Annotated in this window: 18 protein-coding genes; 7 read left to right on the forward strand and 11 right to left on the reverse strand. The window is 52.1% G+C overall.

All coding sequences use genetic code 11. The annotated features are described in order from the left end of the window. Positions 1–4 precede the first annotated feature (4 nt). From M1136_04640 to rplS, 5 genes are all read right to left on the reverse strand, one after another. Positions 5–1,027: an aspartate-semialdehyde dehydrogenase gene (locus M1136_04640; protein MCL5074928.1), complete on the reverse strand. Its 1,023-nt coding sequence runs from the start codon at positions 1,025–1,027 to the stop codon at positions 5–7. A gap of 197 nt (positions 1,028–1,224) precedes the next feature. Further along, positions 1,225–2,160 (reverse strand): HEAT repeat domain-containing protein, encoded by a 936-nt coding sequence (locus tag M1136_04645; GenBank protein ID MCL5074929.1) that lies wholly within the window; start codon positions 2,158–2,160, stop codon positions 1,225–1,227. Between the two features lie 85 nt (positions 2,161–2,245). Further along, a complete protein-coding gene (locus M1136_04650; protein MCL5074930.1) occupies positions 2,246–2,635 on the reverse strand; it encodes a YraN family protein in 390 nt (129 codons plus the stop codon). Next, a complete protein-coding gene (locus M1136_04655; protein ID MCL5074931.1) occupies positions 2,635–3,231 on the reverse strand; it encodes a ribonuclease HII in 597 nt (198 codons plus the stop codon). Before M1136_04655 ends, M1136_04650 begins: the two co-directional genes overlap by 1 nt. A 137-nt stretch (positions 3,232–3,368) precedes the next feature. Then, positions 3,369–3,713 (reverse strand): 50S ribosomal protein L19, encoded by a 345-nt coding sequence (rplS, locus tag M1136_04660; GenBank protein MCL5074932.1) that lies wholly within the window; start codon positions 3,711–3,713, stop codon positions 3,369–3,371. 319 nt (positions 3,714–4,032) lie between these two features. Here rplS and M1136_04665 point away from each other — a divergent pair, with 319 nt between their 5' ends. Further along, entirely contained in the window at positions 4,033–5,148 is a 1,116-nt protein-coding gene (locus M1136_04665; protein MCL5074933.1) for a glycosyltransferase family 4 protein, read from the forward strand. Here the strand turns inward: M1136_04665 and tgt are convergent. Beyond that, entirely contained in the window at positions 5,143–6,321 is a 1,179-nt protein-coding gene (gene tgt / locus M1136_04670; protein ID MCL5074934.1) for a tRNA guanosine(34) transglycosylase Tgt, read from the reverse strand. The genes M1136_04665 and tgt overlap by 6 nt on opposite strands. Before the next feature lie 202 nt (positions 6,322–6,523). Between tgt and M1136_04675 the strand changes: the two genes are divergently transcribed. From M1136_04675 to M1136_04690, 4 genes are all read left to right on the forward strand, one after another. After that, entirely contained in the window at positions 6,524–7,747 is a 1,224-nt protein-coding gene (locus M1136_04675) for an exonuclease SbcCD subunit D (protein MCL5074935.1), read from the forward strand. After that, positions 7,744–10,302: an SMC family ATPase gene (locus tag M1136_04680; protein MCL5074936.1), complete on the forward strand. Its 2,559-nt coding sequence runs from the start codon at positions 7,744–7,746 to the stop codon at positions 10,300–10,302. Before M1136_04675 ends, M1136_04680 begins: the two co-directional genes overlap by 4 nt. Before the next feature lie 131 nt (positions 10,303–10,433). Beyond that, entirely contained in the window at positions 10,434–11,177 is a 744-nt protein-coding gene (locus tag M1136_04685; protein MCL5074937.1) for a glycerophosphodiester phosphodiesterase, read from the forward strand. Further along, complete coding sequence (locus M1136_04690) at positions 11,170–12,531, forward strand: hypothetical protein (GenBank protein MCL5074938.1); 1,362 nt, start codon at positions 11,170–11,172, stop codon at positions 12,529–12,531. Before M1136_04685 ends, M1136_04690 begins: the two co-directional genes overlap by 8 nt. Here M1136_04690 and M1136_04695 read toward each other — a convergent pair whose 3' ends face one another. After that, entirely contained in the window at positions 12,532–13,209 is a 678-nt protein-coding gene (locus M1136_04695) for an endonuclease III (GenBank protein MCL5074939.1), read from the reverse strand. Positions 13,210–13,472: 263 nt separating this feature from the next. Here M1136_04695 and M1136_04700 point away from each other — a divergent pair, with 263 nt between their 5' ends. Both M1136_04700 and M1136_04705 read left to right on the forward strand, forming a co-directional pair. Next, positions 13,473–15,680 carry a UvrD-helicase domain-containing protein gene (locus tag M1136_04700; protein MCL5074940.1) on the forward strand — a complete coding sequence of 736 codons (2,208 nt, stop codon included), beginning with the start codon at positions 13,473–13,475 and terminating at the stop codon, positions 15,678–15,680. A gap of 179 nt (positions 15,681–15,859) precedes the next feature. After that, complete coding sequence (locus M1136_04705) at positions 15,860–16,249, forward strand: OsmC family protein (GenBank protein MCL5074941.1); 390 nt, start codon at positions 15,860–15,862, stop codon at positions 16,247–16,249. Between the two features lie 12 nt (positions 16,250–16,261). Here the strand turns inward: M1136_04705 and rpsI are convergent, their stop codons facing one another. The 4 genes from rpsI to rplQ all read right to left on the reverse strand — a co-directional run bounded on the left by rpsI (position 16,262) and on the right by rplQ (position 18,303). Beyond that, the gene (rpsI, locus tag M1136_04710; GenBank protein MCL5074942.1) at positions 16,262–16,669 is read right to left on the reverse strand and encodes a 30S ribosomal protein S9; all 408 of its coding nucleotides are present in this window, start codon (positions 16,667–16,669) and stop codon (positions 16,262–16,264) included. A 1-nt stretch (position 16,670) separates the two neighbouring features. After that, a complete protein-coding gene (gene rplM / locus M1136_04715; GenBank protein ID MCL5074943.1) occupies positions 16,671–17,141 on the reverse strand; it encodes a 50S ribosomal protein L13 in 471 nt (156 codons plus the stop codon). 39 nt (positions 17,142–17,180) lie between these two features. Continuing rightward, complete coding sequence (truA, locus tag M1136_04720) at positions 17,181–17,900, reverse strand: tRNA pseudouridine(38-40) synthase TruA (GenBank protein MCL5074944.1); 720 nt, start codon at positions 17,898–17,900, stop codon at positions 17,181–17,183. 61 nt (positions 17,901–17,961) lie between these two features. Next, positions 17,962–18,303 carry a 50S ribosomal protein L17 gene (rplQ, locus tag M1136_04725; protein MCL5074945.1) on the reverse strand — a complete coding sequence of 114 codons (342 nt, stop codon included), beginning with the start codon at positions 18,301–18,303 and terminating at the stop codon, positions 17,962–17,964. Positions 18,304–18,459: the final 156 nt, after the last annotated feature.

Raw genomic sequence — 18,459 nt, forward strand, 5'->3', positions numbered from 1 at the left:
GTCGTCAGATGATCCCCCTTTGCCACAGAAGCTCGGCGATCTGTACGGCGTTAAGCGCTGCCCCTTTACGAATATTATCTGAAACAACCCACATGCTCAATCCATTCGGCAGGACATCGTTCCGACGGATCCGCCCGACGAATACCCCATCTCGCCCAGCCGCAGAGAGGGGCGTGGGGTAGATGGCGACCTGGGGATCATCTTGGACTACTACCCCCGGCGCGTCGCGCAGGATGGCCCTTACTTCCTCTGGGCTCATCTCCTTGGTCAGTCCGATGTGTACGGCCTCGGAATGAGCGAACATCACCGGCACCCGCACCGTGGTGACGGCCAACGGCAGGTCAGGCAGGTGCATTATTTTGCGCGTCTCATGAATCATCTTCCACTCTTCCTTACAGTAACCATCCCCAAGGAAGACATCTATATGAGGAAAAAGGTTGAAAGCGATAGGATGAGGGTAAACCTCAGGCTTAAATTGATCCTCTTTGTCGTCGAGCATCAACCTAGCCTGTGTTCGTAGCTCAGTTAGGGCTGCGCTCCCCGTGCCCGACACGGACTGATAGGTATCGACCACAACGCTCTTCAGGGGGTTGGCCTTGTGAATGGGATTAAGGGCCACTACCATCTGGATGGTCGAACAGTTGGGATTAGCGATGATGCCTCGCTGCCATTCAACATCTTTGGGATTAACCTCAGGTACCACCAGGGGCACGTCGTCGTCCATACGGAAAGCGGCACTGTTATCAATCACGACCGCCCCGGCTCGTGCGGCCTCAGGGGCAAGCTGGCGACTTACCTCGGTTCCAGCCGAGAAGAGGGCAATATCGATCCCGGCGAAGGAATTTTCCTTGGCCTCCTCGATTGTATAAGTGTTACCCTTCCAGGGCAAAACAGTGTCCGCCGAGCGGGCCGAGGCCAGAGGCCGTAGATGTTTTACAGGGAAGCGGCGTTCTTCCAGGACCGCCGCCATGGTTTGTCCTACTAAACCGGTAGCCCCTACGATGGCTACATTGAACTCTCGTCGCATACCTCACCTTTATCAGTATCAAAAATAGGCATATTTTCCAGGTATCATGAAGAACAAAATAGAGATACCTGAAACGCGTTTCAAGCGTCCAGGATCCCACGGTGTACGTAATCTAACATATTCAAAAATTGTGGTCAAGATTGCGAAAGGCTGTTGAGAACGAAGAAGGGGACGTAGGGAGGAGTGTTTCGGGACTTTCAGTTTAGGTGGAAGTGCAACGGATCCTCGAGTACTTCTATCTGCTCCAAGGTTTCTTGGGCAGCAGCGCGAAGATGCTCATCAGGGCCATTGGCCCAGCGTTCCAGGATCTCCTTCGCCAGCTGTCCACCGATCTTACCCAGTGCGCTGATGGCCGCCAAGCGCACCTGGAGATCTTCGTCTTCCTTAATCGTCTCATTCAGGCGAGGTATGGCTCTTCTATCCTCCATCTCCCCACAGGCCTGTGCTGCCTCATAGCGCATCTCTGGGTCAGCGTTGTCTAGTTCCTTAAAAATCGTCTCTAGCCAACGCGGATCACAGTTGCGCCCCATTCCGGAGACGGCCGAAATGTGCATCTTCGGGTCTGGATCAGCATACGCCCGCTCGATGATCTCCTTGATCTGATTCTCGCTCAAGTAGGAGATGGACTCAACGGCCCGCCGACGCACTCCCACTGGCTCCTTTTGATCGGAGATTATTCTGAGGAGGGACTCCTTGACCTTAGCACTGGTGGGTGGATCTAGTCTTTCCATCTCGGCCAAATAGACGAAATGTCCCAGACAGCTGGCTGCCGCTGCGCGTACCATTGGAGAGGCGTCCTTCCCCAGGACGGCTAATAACAGGTCAGCTGTGTCAAAAGCGTTGTCTTCCCAAAGCCCCTCGACAGCATGCAAACGCACTTCGGCATCGCTGTCCTCGAGGCAAAACTTAAATACATCGTTAAAGTCTAGCTCCACGTTATCTTCAGCCAATTCGACTAAGGAGGCCACAATTTTGCGCCGCTGTTCAAGAGCGATATCAGGCCACGCTTGTCTCAGGAGGATAAGATCCTGAGCTGATAGAGCTGACAGCGCCTGCAACCCAGCCATAGAAAGGGGTCTGGTGCTATCCTTGAGCCTGTGCAATGTCTGGGTGAAATCCCATTCGAGACTCATCGCCTTAGCCTTCTACCTGCAAAATCATTACCATTATATCTGTAAATGAAGGATGACTGGCTTCACCCCTAGCCAGAGCCATTTGCTATTTTGCCCAGATGGCATTCTTTATTAATTCGATGCGTTGGGTGACTCCCTCAGGCGCGAAGTCGATCGCCACGACATCGATACGATAGGATGGAAATGAGTTGGGCTGAGCACTCAGGTAATACTCGACCAGTTGCCGCAACTTTCGCTGCTTGATCCTCGTCAGCGACTCCTCGGGAGCCCCAAATCCTTGCCCTTGGCGGGCTCTGACCTCGATGAAGATCAGGCAATCTTGTTCCATGGCTACGATATCGATCTCGCCAAGGGGACAACGAAAGTTTCTCTCGCGTATGACGTAGCCATGGGACAGCAAATAGTCCGCTGCTACCGCTTCTCCTAATCGCCCTAATCGCCCTTTTTGTCCCACCTGGTGTGGTGGACTACCCATTACTCTCTCTCATCGTCAAGCATATCCCGCACCGGGGCGAACGAGTGGCGGTGAAGGGGACATACGCCGAGCCGTGCTAAAGCCCGTAGATGTTCTGGGGTGCTATACCCTTTATGGCGAGCGAAGCCATAACCAGCATAACAGATATCTTGCTCGATCATCAGGCGATCCCGCCTTACCTTGGCCACGATAGACGCAGCGGCAATCGAAAGGCAAAGCATATCGCCATCTACTATTGATTTCTGGGGGATCGATAGAGCTGGTAATCCTAAGTAATCTATAAGGAGGAAATCTGGGCGCAGAGGTAGGTTCTTCACCGCGGCTATCATAGCCAACCTCGTGGCAGCGACGATACCAACCTCATCAATCACCTCGGCCAACACCGCCCCCACCCCAATGCCAATAGCTTCGGCTTCTATCTCGGTAAGGGCCGCTTTGCGCTGTTCTGGAGTCAACAGCTTCGAATCCCGCACGTTTTCTAAACGCCCTAAGGCATGATAGCAACGATGTGGTAGAATAACGGCCGCAGCCACAACCGGCCCAGCGAGGCAACCACGACCGGCCTCATCAATACCGGCCACTATATCGTAACCCATGCGCAACAGAGAGAGCTCTTCCTGTGTTGTTGGGTGGCGGCAATCCTTCGTGGTAGTCCTCGTCACTTTCACGTACCTGAGTCATTCTATAAGATGGGGCAATGATCCTGTCGCTGTCCCCTCAGGATGCTGTTCTGCTACCGTTTCTCCTTGATCCGTGCTGCCTTGCCAATTAGGCCTCGCAGATAATACAATTGCGCCCGTCGCACCTTTCCGCGTCGCAGCACTTCGATTTTAGCCAAACGTGGGGAGTGCAAGGGGAAGGTTCGTTCAACCCCAACACCGTGGGAAATACGCCGAACAGTGAAGGTGGTATTGAGACCGCCGTGACGCAGCCGCATCACTATGCCCTCGAAGATTTGGGTGCGTTCCCGATTGCCTTCAACGACTTTGAAGTGAACCCGGACTGTATCGCCGGAATGGAATTCTGGCACGCTCTCTTTGAGTTGTTGTTCCTCTACAGATTTGACTAAATCGACCAACCTCTGCCTCCAAATTCAACCTCTTAAACGACCGCCATTATAGCATAGAGGACGTAAGGTAGGCAAATTTAGTCTCGAGGACGTTGAATAGCCCCCCCAAATCCGCCTTCGGGGGACTTTGCACTCCCCATCCAGCGAGAGAAATGTTGGGCTCTTGTTCTACAAGCATATGGGCGCAAGCTATAGCGTCTACAAGACCTATCGAAGGGAGAAATTGCATTACATTTTCTCTGGCGTAGGAATAATAGAGGTGAGGCCGAATAAAAAGTGGCCGTGTTATAATGAGAGCCAGTGAGAGATTCGAGGAGGGCCACGGTAGTTGAGGATATTACACATCGTTCGCCAGTTTTATCCCTGCGTTGGGGGCATCGAGAAGTTCACCCTTGATCTCTGTCGTGGGCTGGTGGCCAGAGGACATAACAGTGATGTGGTCACCCTTAACCGGGATTTTGGCTCAGGGGCAGTGCTCTCCTCCTACGAATGTTTTGAGGGCATCAATATTTATCGTATTCCCTACTACGGGCCACGCCGTTATATCTTAGCCCCCAGCGTATTGTCCTATTTGACTGATTACGAGGTAATTCACGTTCACGCTATAGATTTCTTCATCGACTTCTTGTCTCTCACTAAGCCCATCCACCGCAGGCCATTGGTGGTCTCTACCCATGGCGGGTTCTTCCATTCTGCCTGGGGCTCACGCCTTAAGGTGAAGCCACTGTACTTCGTCACCATCACGCGGCTGGCCCTCAAGGCTGCCGATAAGGTCATCTGCGACAGCGAGGAGGATCTTCGTCTCTTCGCTCAAATTGCCCCTCAAAAAGTACAGTTGATTGAAGATGGTGTGGATTTTTGGAATTTTGCCCAGGTAAAGAAAAAGATAGAGCCGGGTTTGCTGGTGTACGTTGGCCGCACCGATTGGAATAAGCGCCTGGACAGGTTGATTGAGGCTATCGCTTGGGTGAAGCCAAAATATTCCCAGGTTCGCCTGGTCATCGTTGGCCCAGATTGGCTGGGCATACGCCCTCAGCTGGAATCACTGGTGCATAGACTGAGGCTCGGCGATAATGTCATCTTCGCTGGTTACTGTCCTGAGGAAGAGTTAAAGGAGTACCTGAGCAAGTCTCATCTCTTCGTGTCTGCTTCGGAGTACGAAGGGTTCGGGATCGCTGTAGTTGAGGCGATGAGCACTGGCACGGTACCCTTGCTACACAATAGTGAGCGATTTCGTTCCCTTCTAGAGGGGGGCAATCTAGGTTTCCTGGCTGATTTTAGTCAGCCAGGAGAGGCTGCTGAAGTCATTCTGGAAGCGCTGGCAAGGGACGAGAATGAGCTCGTCAGACTCGGCCAACGGGCTAAGGAGAAGGCTGCTACCTATTCTTGGGAGGCGGTCACCCCCAAGTTTGAGCAGATTTATAGCCAGGCGATCGTCCTATAAGACACAGTTTTTGGCTCGCTGAGATTCGATCCATCTCTGTTTCTGGGCAACTCTCACCTGCTGATCTGTCACCCGATGATGGGCCAGAAATTCCTGTTTGTAAGCGGCGAAATTATCGGCGAGGATCGTCTGTGTTATCTCTCCCATTAACTTGATCAGAAACCTTAGGTTGTGGATGCTGGCCAGGCGATAACCTAGCATCTCCTCGCAACGGAACAGATGATGCAGATAAGCTGCACTGAAGTGCTGGCAGGTATAGCAGTCGCAACCAGGTTCGATGGGCTGATCCATGGACCTGAAGATGGCATTGCGGATATTACGCCTGCCTTCTCGACCGAACAGTGCCCCATTCCTGGCCACGCGGGTGGGGAGGACGACGTCGAACATATCCACTCCTCGGGCCACACATTCCAGTAGATCCTCGGGCGACCCGACGCCCATCAGATAGCGTGGCTTGTTGGCCGGCAGAATGGCATTTGTCTCCTCCAACATTTCGTGCATGAGCTCCTTTGGCTCACCCACGCTTAAACCGCCGATGCCATAACCAGGGAAGTCCAGGGAAGACAGAAAGTGCGCACTCTCCCGTCGCAGCTCGGTGATGGTGCCACCCTGAACGATGCCAAAAAGGGCCTGATCAGGGCGGCGTTTGGCACGTAGACAGCGCTCCGCCCAGCGATGAGTGCGCTCCATAGCTTCTCTTGTATAGGCGAAATCGCAGGGCTGTGGGGCACATTCATCAAAGGCCATAATGATGTCGGCCCCAAGCTCCTCCTGGATGGCGATAACGCGCTCTGGGGTGAAGAGATGTTCGGAACCGTCGAGGTGTGAACGAAAGAGGACTCCTTCGTTATTTGTGCGCCCCAGGTGGGCGAGACTGAAGACCTGAAAGCCGCCACTATCCGTCAGGATAGGGCCTGTCCAGGACATGAAGCGATGCAGCCCACCGAGGGCGGCGATAAGTTCTGAGCCAGGTCGGAAGTAGAGATGATAGGCGTTGCTCAGGATGATCGTAGCGCCAACCCCCCGTAGCTCCTGAGGGGTAAGCGTTTTGACGGTGCCATGGGTACCGACGGGCATGAAAACGGGTGTCGGAACATCGCCGTGTGGGGTATGTATCAAGCCAACTCGCGGTGTCGTTTGACCGCCCTTAAGGAGCTCGAAGCCGAAACACATTGGCAAATTCTCCTGTGATGATGCCATTTCTCCTCCGCTCCATTTTCGCTATTTATCCTACAGGTGTCAAGGCAGTGGGGTTAATATGGTATAATCATGCTAGCCCAGTATCCTGACACTGTTATTGGTCGCTGTTAGACTTAGGTTGCGTTCGGTGATCTCCGGCCACTATTACAGCCGTTAAAGGGATAAGGAACGTTCGTTGGGTAAGATCAGGTTACTGCACCTCGCCGATATCCACTTGGGCATCGAGACTTATGGACGGCTCGATACGACAACTGGGCTCAGTAGTCGTTTACATGATTTCACGGCCGTTTTTGATGAGGCCATTGAGTATGCTCTGCATAACGACGTTGATTTTGTTCTTTTTGCCGGAGATGCTTATCGAACGCGTGATCCTAATCCCACTTATCAACGTGAATTTGCTAGGCGTATCCGCCGTTTGACCGCTGCTGGAATTCCCACCTTCCTGTTAATCGGAAATCACGATGTGCCGCTGTCTGCGGGACGGGCTAATACTGTAGATATCTTTAAGACGCTGGACGTAGAGAATGTTTACGTTGGAAGCAAACCGGATACACACATCATCCAAACGCGGCGTGGGCCGTTACAGCTTGTGGCCCTTCCCTGGGTGACGCGGAGCTTGATCCTGAGTAAAGAGGAATATAAGAACAAGACATTGGATGAGATTAACAGTCTGATAGCTGAGAAGATCCAGACTATTATCAGAACCGCAGTCTCCCAGCTCAACCCAGCGCTTCCTACCATTTTAGCCGCTCACCTATCCGTGATGGGGGCAACCTGGAGCTCGGAGAAGAGCGTAATGCTTGGGCAGGATGTGGTTCTGCCAAGAAGCGAACTGGCTAGCCCTGCCTTCGACTACGTGGCCCTTGGACACGTGCATAAACACCAGGTTTTGAGCAATCATCCCTTAATGGTCTATGCTGGCAGCCTTGAACGGATAGACTTTGGCGAGGCGAAGGAGGAGAAGGGCTTCGTGATCGTGGACCTGGAGAGGGGGTCGGCTGATTTCCAATTTATCCCTGTGTCTGCGCGACGGTTCGTTACCATCGAGGTATCGGCTTATGGTGATAATCCCCTACAGCAGGTGCTGCAAGCCATCGAAGGGGAGGATGTTCGTGGTGCTATAGTGCGTGTTTGGATTCACACGTCGGCGGAGAAGGAAGCGCTTATTCCTTATAAGGAGGTTCGCCATGCTTTAAGGGACGCCTATTACGTGGCGGCCGTTCGGAAAATAGTCCAGCGCGAGCGTCGGACTCTGTTTGGTGGCCGATTGATAGAGGGAATGACACCCCTTGAAGCCCTGGAGTGTTATTTGAGGAGCAGGAGTAGCCCGCCCTCCCCAGAGCGGCTGAAAATCCTGCTGGATTATGCGGATAAGATCATACAGGAAGGGATGCAATGATTCCTTTGCGATTGCAATTACGTAATTTTATGTGCTATACGGACAACGTGGCCCCACTCGTCTTGGATGGCATTCATATAGCCTGCTTAGCTGGTGATAACGGACATGGCAAGTCGGCGCTGCTGGATGCCATAACGTGGGCCCTTTGGGGCAAGGCCCGCTCTAAGAATGATGATGAGCTTATCCATATCGGCAAGACGGAGATGGAGGTGGAGTTCGAGTTCGAGTTGGAGGATAATCGCTATCGCCTTATCCGGAAGCGGAGCTTGAAGGGTAAACGAAGCCTGCCGCACCTGGAGTTTCAAATTTATAGCCGAGATGGCTATGTCCCGATCACTGGCAATACCATCCAGGATACGCAGCGAAAAATCAGCGATGTTTTGCGTATAGAATACGAGACTTTCATCAACTCTGCCTTCATATTGCAAGGCCGAGCAGATGAGTTTACTGTTAAACCACCGGCTGAGCGCAAGAAGGTGCTTGCCGAGATACTTGGGCTCAGCTTTTATGATCAGCTGGAGGAGAGGTCGAGAGAGCAGTCAAGGCGCTGCGAGACGGAGCGCCGTGAGCTGGCCAGCGCTATCGAACAGATCGATTTAGAGCTATCCCGTAAGCCTGAATATGAGGTAGCATTGGAGGCCGTCCAACAACAGTTGAGGGACCTGGAGGAGGCGGTTAAATCTGTGGGGCAGGAGCTGGCTGAGCTGCGGGAAAAGAAGAATCAGCTGGATCTTAAGGTGAAGCAAAGGGAAGAAATTGAATTCAGAGTAAGACAAGCCCAACACGACCTGGCCGAGACCGAAAGGCGGATCGATGAGCACGAGAGAAAAATCGGCGAGTATCAGAGGATCATTGCCGAGAAGAAGATGATTGAGGATGGCTATCATAGATTCGTCCAGCTGAAAGAGATGAGCGATGACCTTAACGCTAAGCTGGCTCAGTGGGCCAAATTAAGTGAGCAGAAAGCGAACTTGGAGAAGGTAATCAGCGAGAAGAGGAGCCAATTGCTGGCTGGGCAACAACTTCGCACTAACACCATCGCTGCTCTACAGAAAAAGTGTGAACAAACATCCGTCTGGCAGCAGGAACTACAGGTGACTAAGCAAAAACTCGAGGCTCTGGCTGGCCTGGAAGCTGAGCGGGATCGCAACCGTGATCTTCGGCAATCTGAGGAGAGTGAGATCAAAGCCCTGAAGGAGAGAAACGTCCTGATCCAACAGGAAATAGGGGAACTAAAGGAAAAACGGAATATGCTCAAGACAGCCGCTGCAGTCTGCCCCGTATGTGAAAGCAGCCTGGGGGAGGACGGCCGAGAGCGTCTCATAAGCAAGTTCGAGATGGAGCAGCAGAGGTATGAGGAGGGGTACCGAAATAATCAGTCTCGTGTGAGAGATTTGGTGCGGCAGATTGAGCAGGTGCAAAAGCACATTGGGGTGATAGAGAGCGCCTTGCGTGAAAAAGAGGCTCTCCAGCGTAAAGCGGTTGCGTTAGAAAAAAATTTGATTGATGCAGAAGAAGCAAGCAAGCAAATTGCCCTTGAACAGGAGCAGCTCGAGTGGCTGAGGGGGCAGCTGGCACGTTCTGAGTACGCCTTAGCTGAGCAGGAGGCGCTGGCCGCTCTACAGAACGATCTGGCGAAGATTGGCTATGATAAGGACCAACACGACCGGGTGAGGGATGAGCTGGGTGGTCTGCGAAAATACGAAGATCTAAGGTCAAAGCTGATGCTGGCCGAGCACTCCCTTGTTCAGGAGCAGGGTGCCTTAGAGCAGACCCGAAAAACTGAAGGGCGCTGGCGCCAGATGCTGGCCTCTGATTTGCAGGCTAAGGAACGCATTGAGCAAGAATTAGCCGCCTTACCTTCTCTATCGGAACGGCTTAGTGAGACTGAAAAGAATCTCGATTTGTTATTAAGACAACAGGCCGATGCCCGACAGCGCTTGGGACAGACCCAGCAGATGCTTAATCATTGTCGATACCTGGAGGAACAGCGCCAGATAAAAGTGGTGGCTTCAGCCAGGGTGATCGAGGAGAAGTCTATATGTGATGACTTGACCTTGGCCTTCGGTAAGAAGGGTATCCAAGCTATCATGATTGAGAATGCCATCCCTGAGATAGAGGCTGAGGCCAATGCGCTCCTATCCAGAATGACTGATAACCGGATGCACGTTACCTTTGAGACACAGCGTGATACGAGGTCTGGTGATGGCGTGATCGAGACCCTGGATATAAAGATAGCGGATGAGCTGGGCACGCGTAGCTATGAGCTCTACAGTGGCGGTGAGGCCTTTCGGGTGAACTTCGCTATCAGGATAGCTCTTAGCAAATTGCTGGCTCGGCGGGCGGGGGCACGTCTACAAACTTTGGTTATAGACGAGGGCTTCGGAACGCAGGATACCAGCGGACGAGAGCGGCTGGTGGAGGCGATCAACAGCATCCGTGATGATTTTGATAAGATTCTGGTCATCACCCATGTTGATGAACTAAAAGATGCCTTCCCTGTGCGTATCGATGTGGTTAAAACAGCGGAGGGTTCACAGATCATTTTTGGCTAGCCTCCGTATTATTAATTCGTCCTGTAGTCCACCGTCTGCAGCAATCCCCGCTACCTCTTCTATTCCTCCAGCGGCGATGGGGCGGTCTGGAGGGATAAAGCGCTATGATAGACTGAGGAGGACCCGAATTAATGTTGAATCATCTCCTGAAGAAGCATCCCGGTATCATTGGCCATCGCGGTGCTATGGGATATGTCCCTGAGAACACGATGGCATCATTCCAAAAGGCGCTCGACTTGGGTGCTGACTTAGTGGAACTCGATGTCCATATGACAAAGGATGGGGTACCTGTAGTCATCCACGATGTCAGGCTGGAGCGCACCACTACCGGCTCGGGCTACGTTAAGGATAAATCTCTTGATGCCATCGTCCAGCTTGATGCAGGCTCTTGGTTTGGTTCTCAATTTGCGCGAGAGCGTATCCCCACATTGGAGGAGGTGCTCGTCTGGGCGAAGGGGAGGATCGGTCTGGTCATTGAGATTAAGAATGGACCGATCTGGTACGATGGTCTGGAGGTGAGAATTGTTGATCTGGTCAAGAGGCACAAGATGAATGAGGAGATTATCATAACCTCATTCGATCATCTGACGGTTAAAAAAGTGAAGGAGAAGGGTGAGGGAATAAAGACGGGAATAATCTATGTGGGGAGGCTTGTTGACACGGTAGCTGCGGCTCGTTTGGCCCGAGCGGAGGCGGTCTTTCCCCATTGGAGTATGGTAGATAGGGTGGTCGTAGAAGAGTGCCATCGGTCTGGCTTGAGCATCAACCCCTGGGGTGGGCGAGATACACTTGACATAAAGAAGTTAAGAGATCTTGGTGTGGATGGTATTGTGGTAGATTGTCCGGATATATTGAAAGGGTTAAGGGATGGCTGACTATCTCAGAAGATGTTTACCATTGAGAGGGGAGGGGAATCCCAAAATCATCGTTCTTTGTTTTGCCCTTCTGGTCGGAAGCACGATCGTTCAGGGCTGTCGCCTTAACCTCTTTCCACCACCGCTGTCGAAGCCTACCGAGGTCGCCTTGGCCGTGACACCAGCTGCTACCACCGTACCTCCCCAGGTAGCCACGGCGACACCATCTTTGGTGGCTACCCCTTCGCTAACAATTATGCCTATTCTTACGCCTACCAGGACCCCTATCCTTGTGCCCTTTCCCACGCCTACCGCAGTTCTCCTTACGACACCACGCCCCGCCAGCGGAGGCGAGCTGGCCTTCGTGCGTGATGGTGATATTTGGGTGTCGGCCAGTGATGGAACGCAGGCAAGGCGCTTGACGTTCGATGGAGGATGTTCATCGCCCCAGTGGTCTCCGGATGGACGTTATATCGTCTTCGTGCGCGGTAGTGGCGCCAATTCTGAGATATATCTAATTGGAGCGGATGGCCGCGATGAAAAACGGCTAACCCATAATAATGTAGTTGACTCCCAACCTGTTTGGTCCCCGAGGGGGAGCTGGATAGCCTACACGCGACGTGCTGATAACACGGGTGATGGAAAGATTGATGAGCGTGATGCGGCCGAAATTTGGCTGACGGCCACGGATGGAGGAGGGCAAAGGAAGATAGCTGATGGTCTGGACCCCGCCTGGTCTCCGGAGGGATTGCGCCTGGCCTTCGCCACAAATGGTGAGCTAGAACCAGGTGGTGGTTATAGGCAGAACAATAGCGTTCACCTGATTAACACGCAAGGTAAAAACGAGTGGGAGCTGGTAGGAGTCAAGGATATCCCTGCTGACCTAAGTAAGTATAACTTTCCCTTTACACCGGGAACGATTAGCTTGCGTTACCCGGCCTGGTCCAGCGATGGTAAGATTATCGCTTTTATGGCTCTAGGGCATACTGGTTTGATCGGGATCATAACGGACAAGGCTAAAGATTTAACGATACTTGATTTCAACTACGAGGGGGGCTTCGGTCGACCGTCTTGGTCGCCTAAGGGACGAGGTCTGGCCTATGAATCCCTTCCGGCTAGCGGTATCAACCATGTGATCATTCGGGATCTGACAACTGGGACGAAAACCGATATCGGGGATGAGCGATCCGGGTTAAGCGTCGCTTCGCCCTCTTGGGCTCCGGATGGAAAACGGTTGGCTTTGGTAAGGATAAAGGGAGTTGGTCAGACGAGGCAAATGTACCTCTCGGTCGTGGACGTGGATGGAAGCAATCTGCGACGGATGGTCGAAGGTAAAGATCCTCATTGGAATCCCGTGAGCGTTGTACCAAGATAGTTAGGTTGGGTATTTATCCGGTGATGGCTGCTGGCTATCGCATTCAGGTTTTAGGATACAAATCGGACATTTTGGCCGTTGGGCCGTGCAGATGAGACGACCGTGGGCGATCGTGTTCAGGTGAAAGCTATAGATTGCCTCCGCTGGGAGTGTTTGTTCAAGGGCGGCTTGCGTTTGCTCCGGCGAGGCCCGATCTCCCACGAGCCCTAATCGTTTACTGATCCGATGGATGTGAGTGTCTACGGGCATAACGGGCCGTCCCAGGGAAAATAGGAGAACGCAGGCCGCTGTCTTTGGCCCGACCCCCTTCATTGAGCGCAACCATTCTTGTGCTTGTTTCGCGTCCATATCCTGGAGAAACCTAAGGCTGAGCTCTCCGCTTCTTGTCCAAAGTTGATGTAGACAGCCCTGAATGCGTCTTGCCTTGATGTTGGCTAATCCGCTGACCTTGATAGATTGAGCGAGGGCGGCCTCATCAGCCCTTAATACAGCCTCCCAGGAAGGGAAGGTCTTGATCAGTTGCTGGAATGCACGGTGAGAGTTTGTATCGGCTGTGTTTTGCGAGAGAATCGTAAGGATCAGCTCACTTAATGTGTCGTGATGGGGTCGCCATTGGTGCTGGCCGTATTGCCCCAATAAGAGTGTATAGACACGTAGGGCTTTATTGTTCACCCTCATTAAGGTCTCCTCCGTCCACTTGGACCTGAGTGGATGCTCCACTGCCCCTTTTGATTTTCATTCCCGATTGTGGATTTATTATATCACGGGGTTGATTCTCTATCTCTGTTGGGGCACATCCCCAGATCCGCCGTCCGCCGAAGGTCCGCCTTCGGCGGACGCCCCCTTGGAACCTCCCTTAGTTCAATATTTTCTCGACGTTTGTTGCTGGACGGAGGATCAAAGTGTTATAATTTGGTTGCCAGTCACGGCTAGGAGTGAATATGGATATCCTTGCCTCTCTCAATGCGGCCCAGCGGCAGGCTGTGGAGTCTATAGCTGGACCGCTTCTCATTCTTGCGGGCCCTGGTTCAGGCAAAACCAGAGTGATCACCCATCGTATCGCCTATTTAGTTCTGGTCTGCGGTCTTAACCCCCACAACATTATGGCTGTTACATTCACCAATAAGGCTGCCCAGGAAATGCTTAACCGTTTGACCCAGTTGGTCCCCCATAGCATTGAAAATCTGACACTGGGCACCTTTCACGCTATTTGCGCCCGCATCCTTCGTCGGGAGGGCCAGAGTATAGGCTTAGATCTGCACTTCGTCATTTATGATGACGACGATCAGATCGCTCTTATCAAGCAGGTATTGAGGGAAATGAATCTTGATGAGAAGAAATATCAGCTACGAGCGCTACAAAGCTATATTTCGGCGGCCAAGAGTGAGTTGCGAAATTACTGGGAATACGCCGAGCAGGCACGCACTTATTGGGAGGAGATCGTAGCCCGTGTTTATAAGCGCTATCAGGAGCTGTTGCTCCAAAATAAGGGACTTGACTTTGATGATCTGCTGATGACAACAGTACGTCTATTCCGGGAGAGTCCTGATGTGCTTGAGCGCTATCAAAGACGCTACGTCCACATCCTCGTAGACGAGTTTCAGGATACTAACATCGCTCAGTATGTTCTGGTGAAGCTTCTAGCTGCTAAGCATCGTAATATCTGTGTAGTAGGCGATGAGGATCAGTCCATCTATGGCTGGCGCCAGGCGGATATTCGCAATATCCTGAATTTCGAGAGCGACTTCCCTGATGCGCGGGTGATTCGTCTTGAACAGAATTATCGTTCTACTAAAACTATTTTGACTGCTGCTCGCCAGGTGATCACCGTAAACCGTATGCGTAAAGAGAAGAATCTCTGGACAAGCAACGAAGAGGGGCAGCCCGTGACCATCTTTGAGGCCTACGATGAACAGGAGGAAGCTGGCTATGTAGCCAGAGAGATCGAGCGTCTAGTTACTCGGGACTCTCTTCAGCCGCGCGACTGTGCAGTAATGTATCGCACTAATGCCCAATCGCGGGTTCTAGAGGAGACATTTTTGCGATACAGACTGCCCTATAAATTAGTTGGGGCAACGCGCTTCTATGAGCGCAAAGAGGTAAAGGATATACTGGCATACTTACGTGTTATTTATAACTCATACGATACGGTCAGCTTGAATCGGATAATTAACGTACCGGGGCGAGGTTTAGGTCAAAAAACGTTGCTGGAGCTTGATCGTTGGTCACGCCAGGTTGGTTTGCCCTCTCTTGCTGCCCTCCGGCTGTTGCGGGGTGAGCAGGAAGGGACCGAGGCATCTGGACGTCCTCGTTTCAATCGGCCGGAGAGCCCTTTTGGTACACGCACCGAGCATGTGCTCCTTAATCTTCTGCATCTGTTTGAGGAGTTGATTGCCGCCAGTCAGCAGTTGAACCTGGTGGAGCTGATGGATCTATTATTAGCAAAGTCTGGTTACGCCGAAATGATACGGGATGGGACGGAAGAAGGTGAAGAGCGTTGGGAGAACATTAGGGAGCTAGCCTCGGTGGCTGCAGCTTACCGGGACCTTCAACCAAGAGTCGGATTAGCCAGATTTCTTGAAGAGGTAGCTCTGGTCTCGGAGGTAGATAATTACGACGAGAAAGCAAGCGCGGTTACGCTGATCACCTTGCATGCCGCTAAGGGTTTGGAGTTTCCGGTCGTCTTTATTGTTGGTATGGAGGAGGGGATCTGTCCTCATAGCCGTTCCTTTGATGACCCCGCGGCGATGGAGGAGGAACGACGTTTATGCTACGTTGGCATGACGCGGGCTATGCAGCGTCTGTATCTGGTCTATGCCTTTCGACGTACCCTCTATGGTGCTCCAATGCGTAATGCGCCCTCTCGATTTTTGGCCGATATTCCGTCCCACCTGCTAAAAGAGGCAGCGCCGGCGAACAAGGGTCTGGGCTATGAGTCAGAGGAAGCGTTGAGGGTGGTTGCACCAGAGACACGAAATGAGGGAGCTCCTAGGTTCAAGTCCGGCGATAGGGTGAAGCATGCGAAGTTTGGTGAGGGCGTTGTCGTGAGCAGCACCATAGTCGGAGGTGACGAAGAGGTGACCGTAGCTTTTCACGATGTAGGTGTAAAGCGGCTCTCGCTGAATTTCGCTCCTTTACAGCTAATCTGATCCATACCGCATCTTGATAGAGGGTGTTGAGCGGCACTATCGGCCTCTGAACCCCAATCTTGGGGGACTTATGAGGAAAAAATGGGTTGGGGGAAGTCCCTAGAATCCTGGCCAGGGGTCCCCATTAAACATATTCTGATACAGTGGTCGAGAGATTGATCGAAGAGCAGGAGGGTAATATGCGCGTAACCTTGCGTCAAATCGAGGGGATGCAGTTCCTGGGCGTGGCCAATGAGCATGCCTTGGTCATCGATCAAGGTTTGGATGGAGGGGGTCAGAACACCGGCTTTCGTCCCACGGAATTGTTGCTTTTGGCCCTGGGGGCGTGCATGATGGCGAACATCGTGGGTTTGGCCAGAAACCAAGAATTCCAGCTCGGCGGGTTGGAGCTGGCTTTAGAGGATGAAGTATTGTTGGCCCCAACCAGGATTAGCCAGATAAATATTACTATGAAGATCGCCGACGGACTGAGTGACAAGGAGAAGATGCGGCTCGTACGTTCGGCTGAACACTGCAAGATTCACAATACCCTTAGCACACCGCCACGAATAAACTTGAGCGTAGTTTGAGGATTGGGTGCTTTAACGTTTCGTGTATTGCGGTGCCTTTCGGGCCCGTTTTAGACCGTATTTTTTCCGCTCTTTCGCTCGGGGGTCGCGTGTTAATAGTCCAGCCTGGCGTAGGAGAGGGCGCAAACTATCGTTCAACTGAGTCAGAGCACGGGCTATACCGTGCCTAATGGCCTCTGCTTGTCCAGAGCATCCTCCCCCGGCGACCTTGGCTATGACGTTGATCTTGTCGGCCATATCCGTTAAATGCAGTGGCTGCTGAATCAGCACTTGCCAGGCCTTGCGAGGGAAAACCCCCTCCAGCGGCTTGTCGTTAATTGTAATTTGGCCGTCTCCTGGATACAGTCTAACGCGAGCTATGGCTGTTTTACGTCGTCCTGTACCGTAATGGTAGGCTTTATCATCCACTTTATCATTCATATTATAGTTTTAGCTCCTCTGTTATTCGTATCTTTCCATCAGCTTCCATTTTTAACTCCTTGGGCATCTGGGACTGATGCGGATGCGAGTTACCCTCATAAACCTTTAGTTTCTTGAACATGGCCCTACCCAAGGTATTATGAGGAAGCATACCTCGCACAGCCATCTCTATTACACGTCTTGGTTTCCGTGTCAGGAGGCTGCCCAAGCTTTCGCTTTTTAATCCTCCGGGATAGCCGGAGTGACGATAATATATTTTTTGGGTGAGTTTCTTTCCGGTAGTTTTGATCTTACTGGCGTTGATCACGATCACATAATCACCGGCATCCAGATGCGAGCTGTAGATGGGCTTATGTTTTCCCTTCAATATCTGAGCGATCCTAGTGGCCAGACGCCCGAGCGTTTGACCGGTTGCATCGATGACATACCACTGACGCTTAATTTCTGAAGCCTTTACCGCATGTGTTTTCATTCGGGACTCCCCTTTTGTTGCTTTTACAATTCTAGAACTCTAGTAATTCACTCTGATCAGGCATAATCCATGGGCAGGAGCGGTCGGTCCAGCTAGGGTCCTATCGCGGGCAAGTAGAATATTTTCGAAGCCGGCTATGTCCAATTTGCCCCCACCCACCCAGAGCAGAGTGCCAACGATATTCCTTACCATATGTGGCAAAAAGGCGTTAGCTTCCAGGTCTATATATATCTTATCGCCGTCTTTTTTGCAATCAGCACGCTGAACTTGGCGTACCGTATTGACCGCATTGGTACCTTTGCTGAAAGAGGCGAAGTCGTGTGTACCTACCAATAATTGGCACGCCTTACACATCGCCTCGACATTCAGTGGATGGCGATAGTGATAAACGAGGTGTCTCACTAGCGCCGACGGGAACGGACGGTTAAGGATCACATAGCGATACTCACGATTGCGTGCGCTGTGTCGGGCGTGAAAGTTTGTCGGAACCTGTTTGGCCTCCTTAACGACTATATCCCGCGGAATAAGGCTCTTGAGAGCCCTGATAAACACTTCCGGTTCCAGTTTGGAGGCGGTCTTGAAATTGACTACCTGGCCGGCGGCGTGAACACCGGCATCTGTGCGTCCAGCTCCAATGACGCGGATTCGCTCTCCGGTTATCTGTGAAAGTGCTTGCTCCAGTTCACCCTGTATTGTTGGCAGTCCTCGTTGCAGCTGAAACCCACAATAGCCGCTACCGTCGTATTCTACAACCAGCATCACATTATTCATAATATAGGGTTGCAGGTTGTACTTTGCGTAATCTCCCTACTCTCTCAACCTATTCGACCAATTCGATTTGGGCCATTGGAGCTGCATCGCCTAGGCGTGGTCCCAACTTAATGATGCGTGTGTATCCCCCTTGCCTCTCAACATACTTGGGTGCGATCACCGCAAAGAGCTTTTCAACGATTTTCGGGTCATAGATATAGGCTAGGGCCTGGCGGCGGGCGTGTAGATCGCCTCTCTTAGCCAGGGTAATCATTTTCTCAGCTTGACGCCGAGCCTCTTCTGCCTTGGCTTCGGTTGTTCTGATTCGCTCGTATCGGAAGAGGTCTGTTACCAGGTTTCGTAACAAAGCAAGTCGCTGACTTGTTGGTCGGTTAAGCTTGCGGCCTGCAATTCTATGCCTCATTTTCGCAGCTCCTTCCTTCGGGCTCGACGCCCCCTATGCTTCCCCTCCTCTTCCTCCTCTTCGTAAACTAGCGGGTATTCCTCCTCTTCCGCTTCGGGAACATATTCCTCTGTCATAGCAACAGCTTCAGGGATTTCTTCTGGA

The sequence above is a fragment of the Chloroflexota bacterium genome (genome assembly GCA_023475225.1).
In the GTDB taxonomy this organism is placed as follows: Bacteria; Chloroflexota; UBA6077; order FW602-bin22; family JAMCVK01; genus JAMCVK01.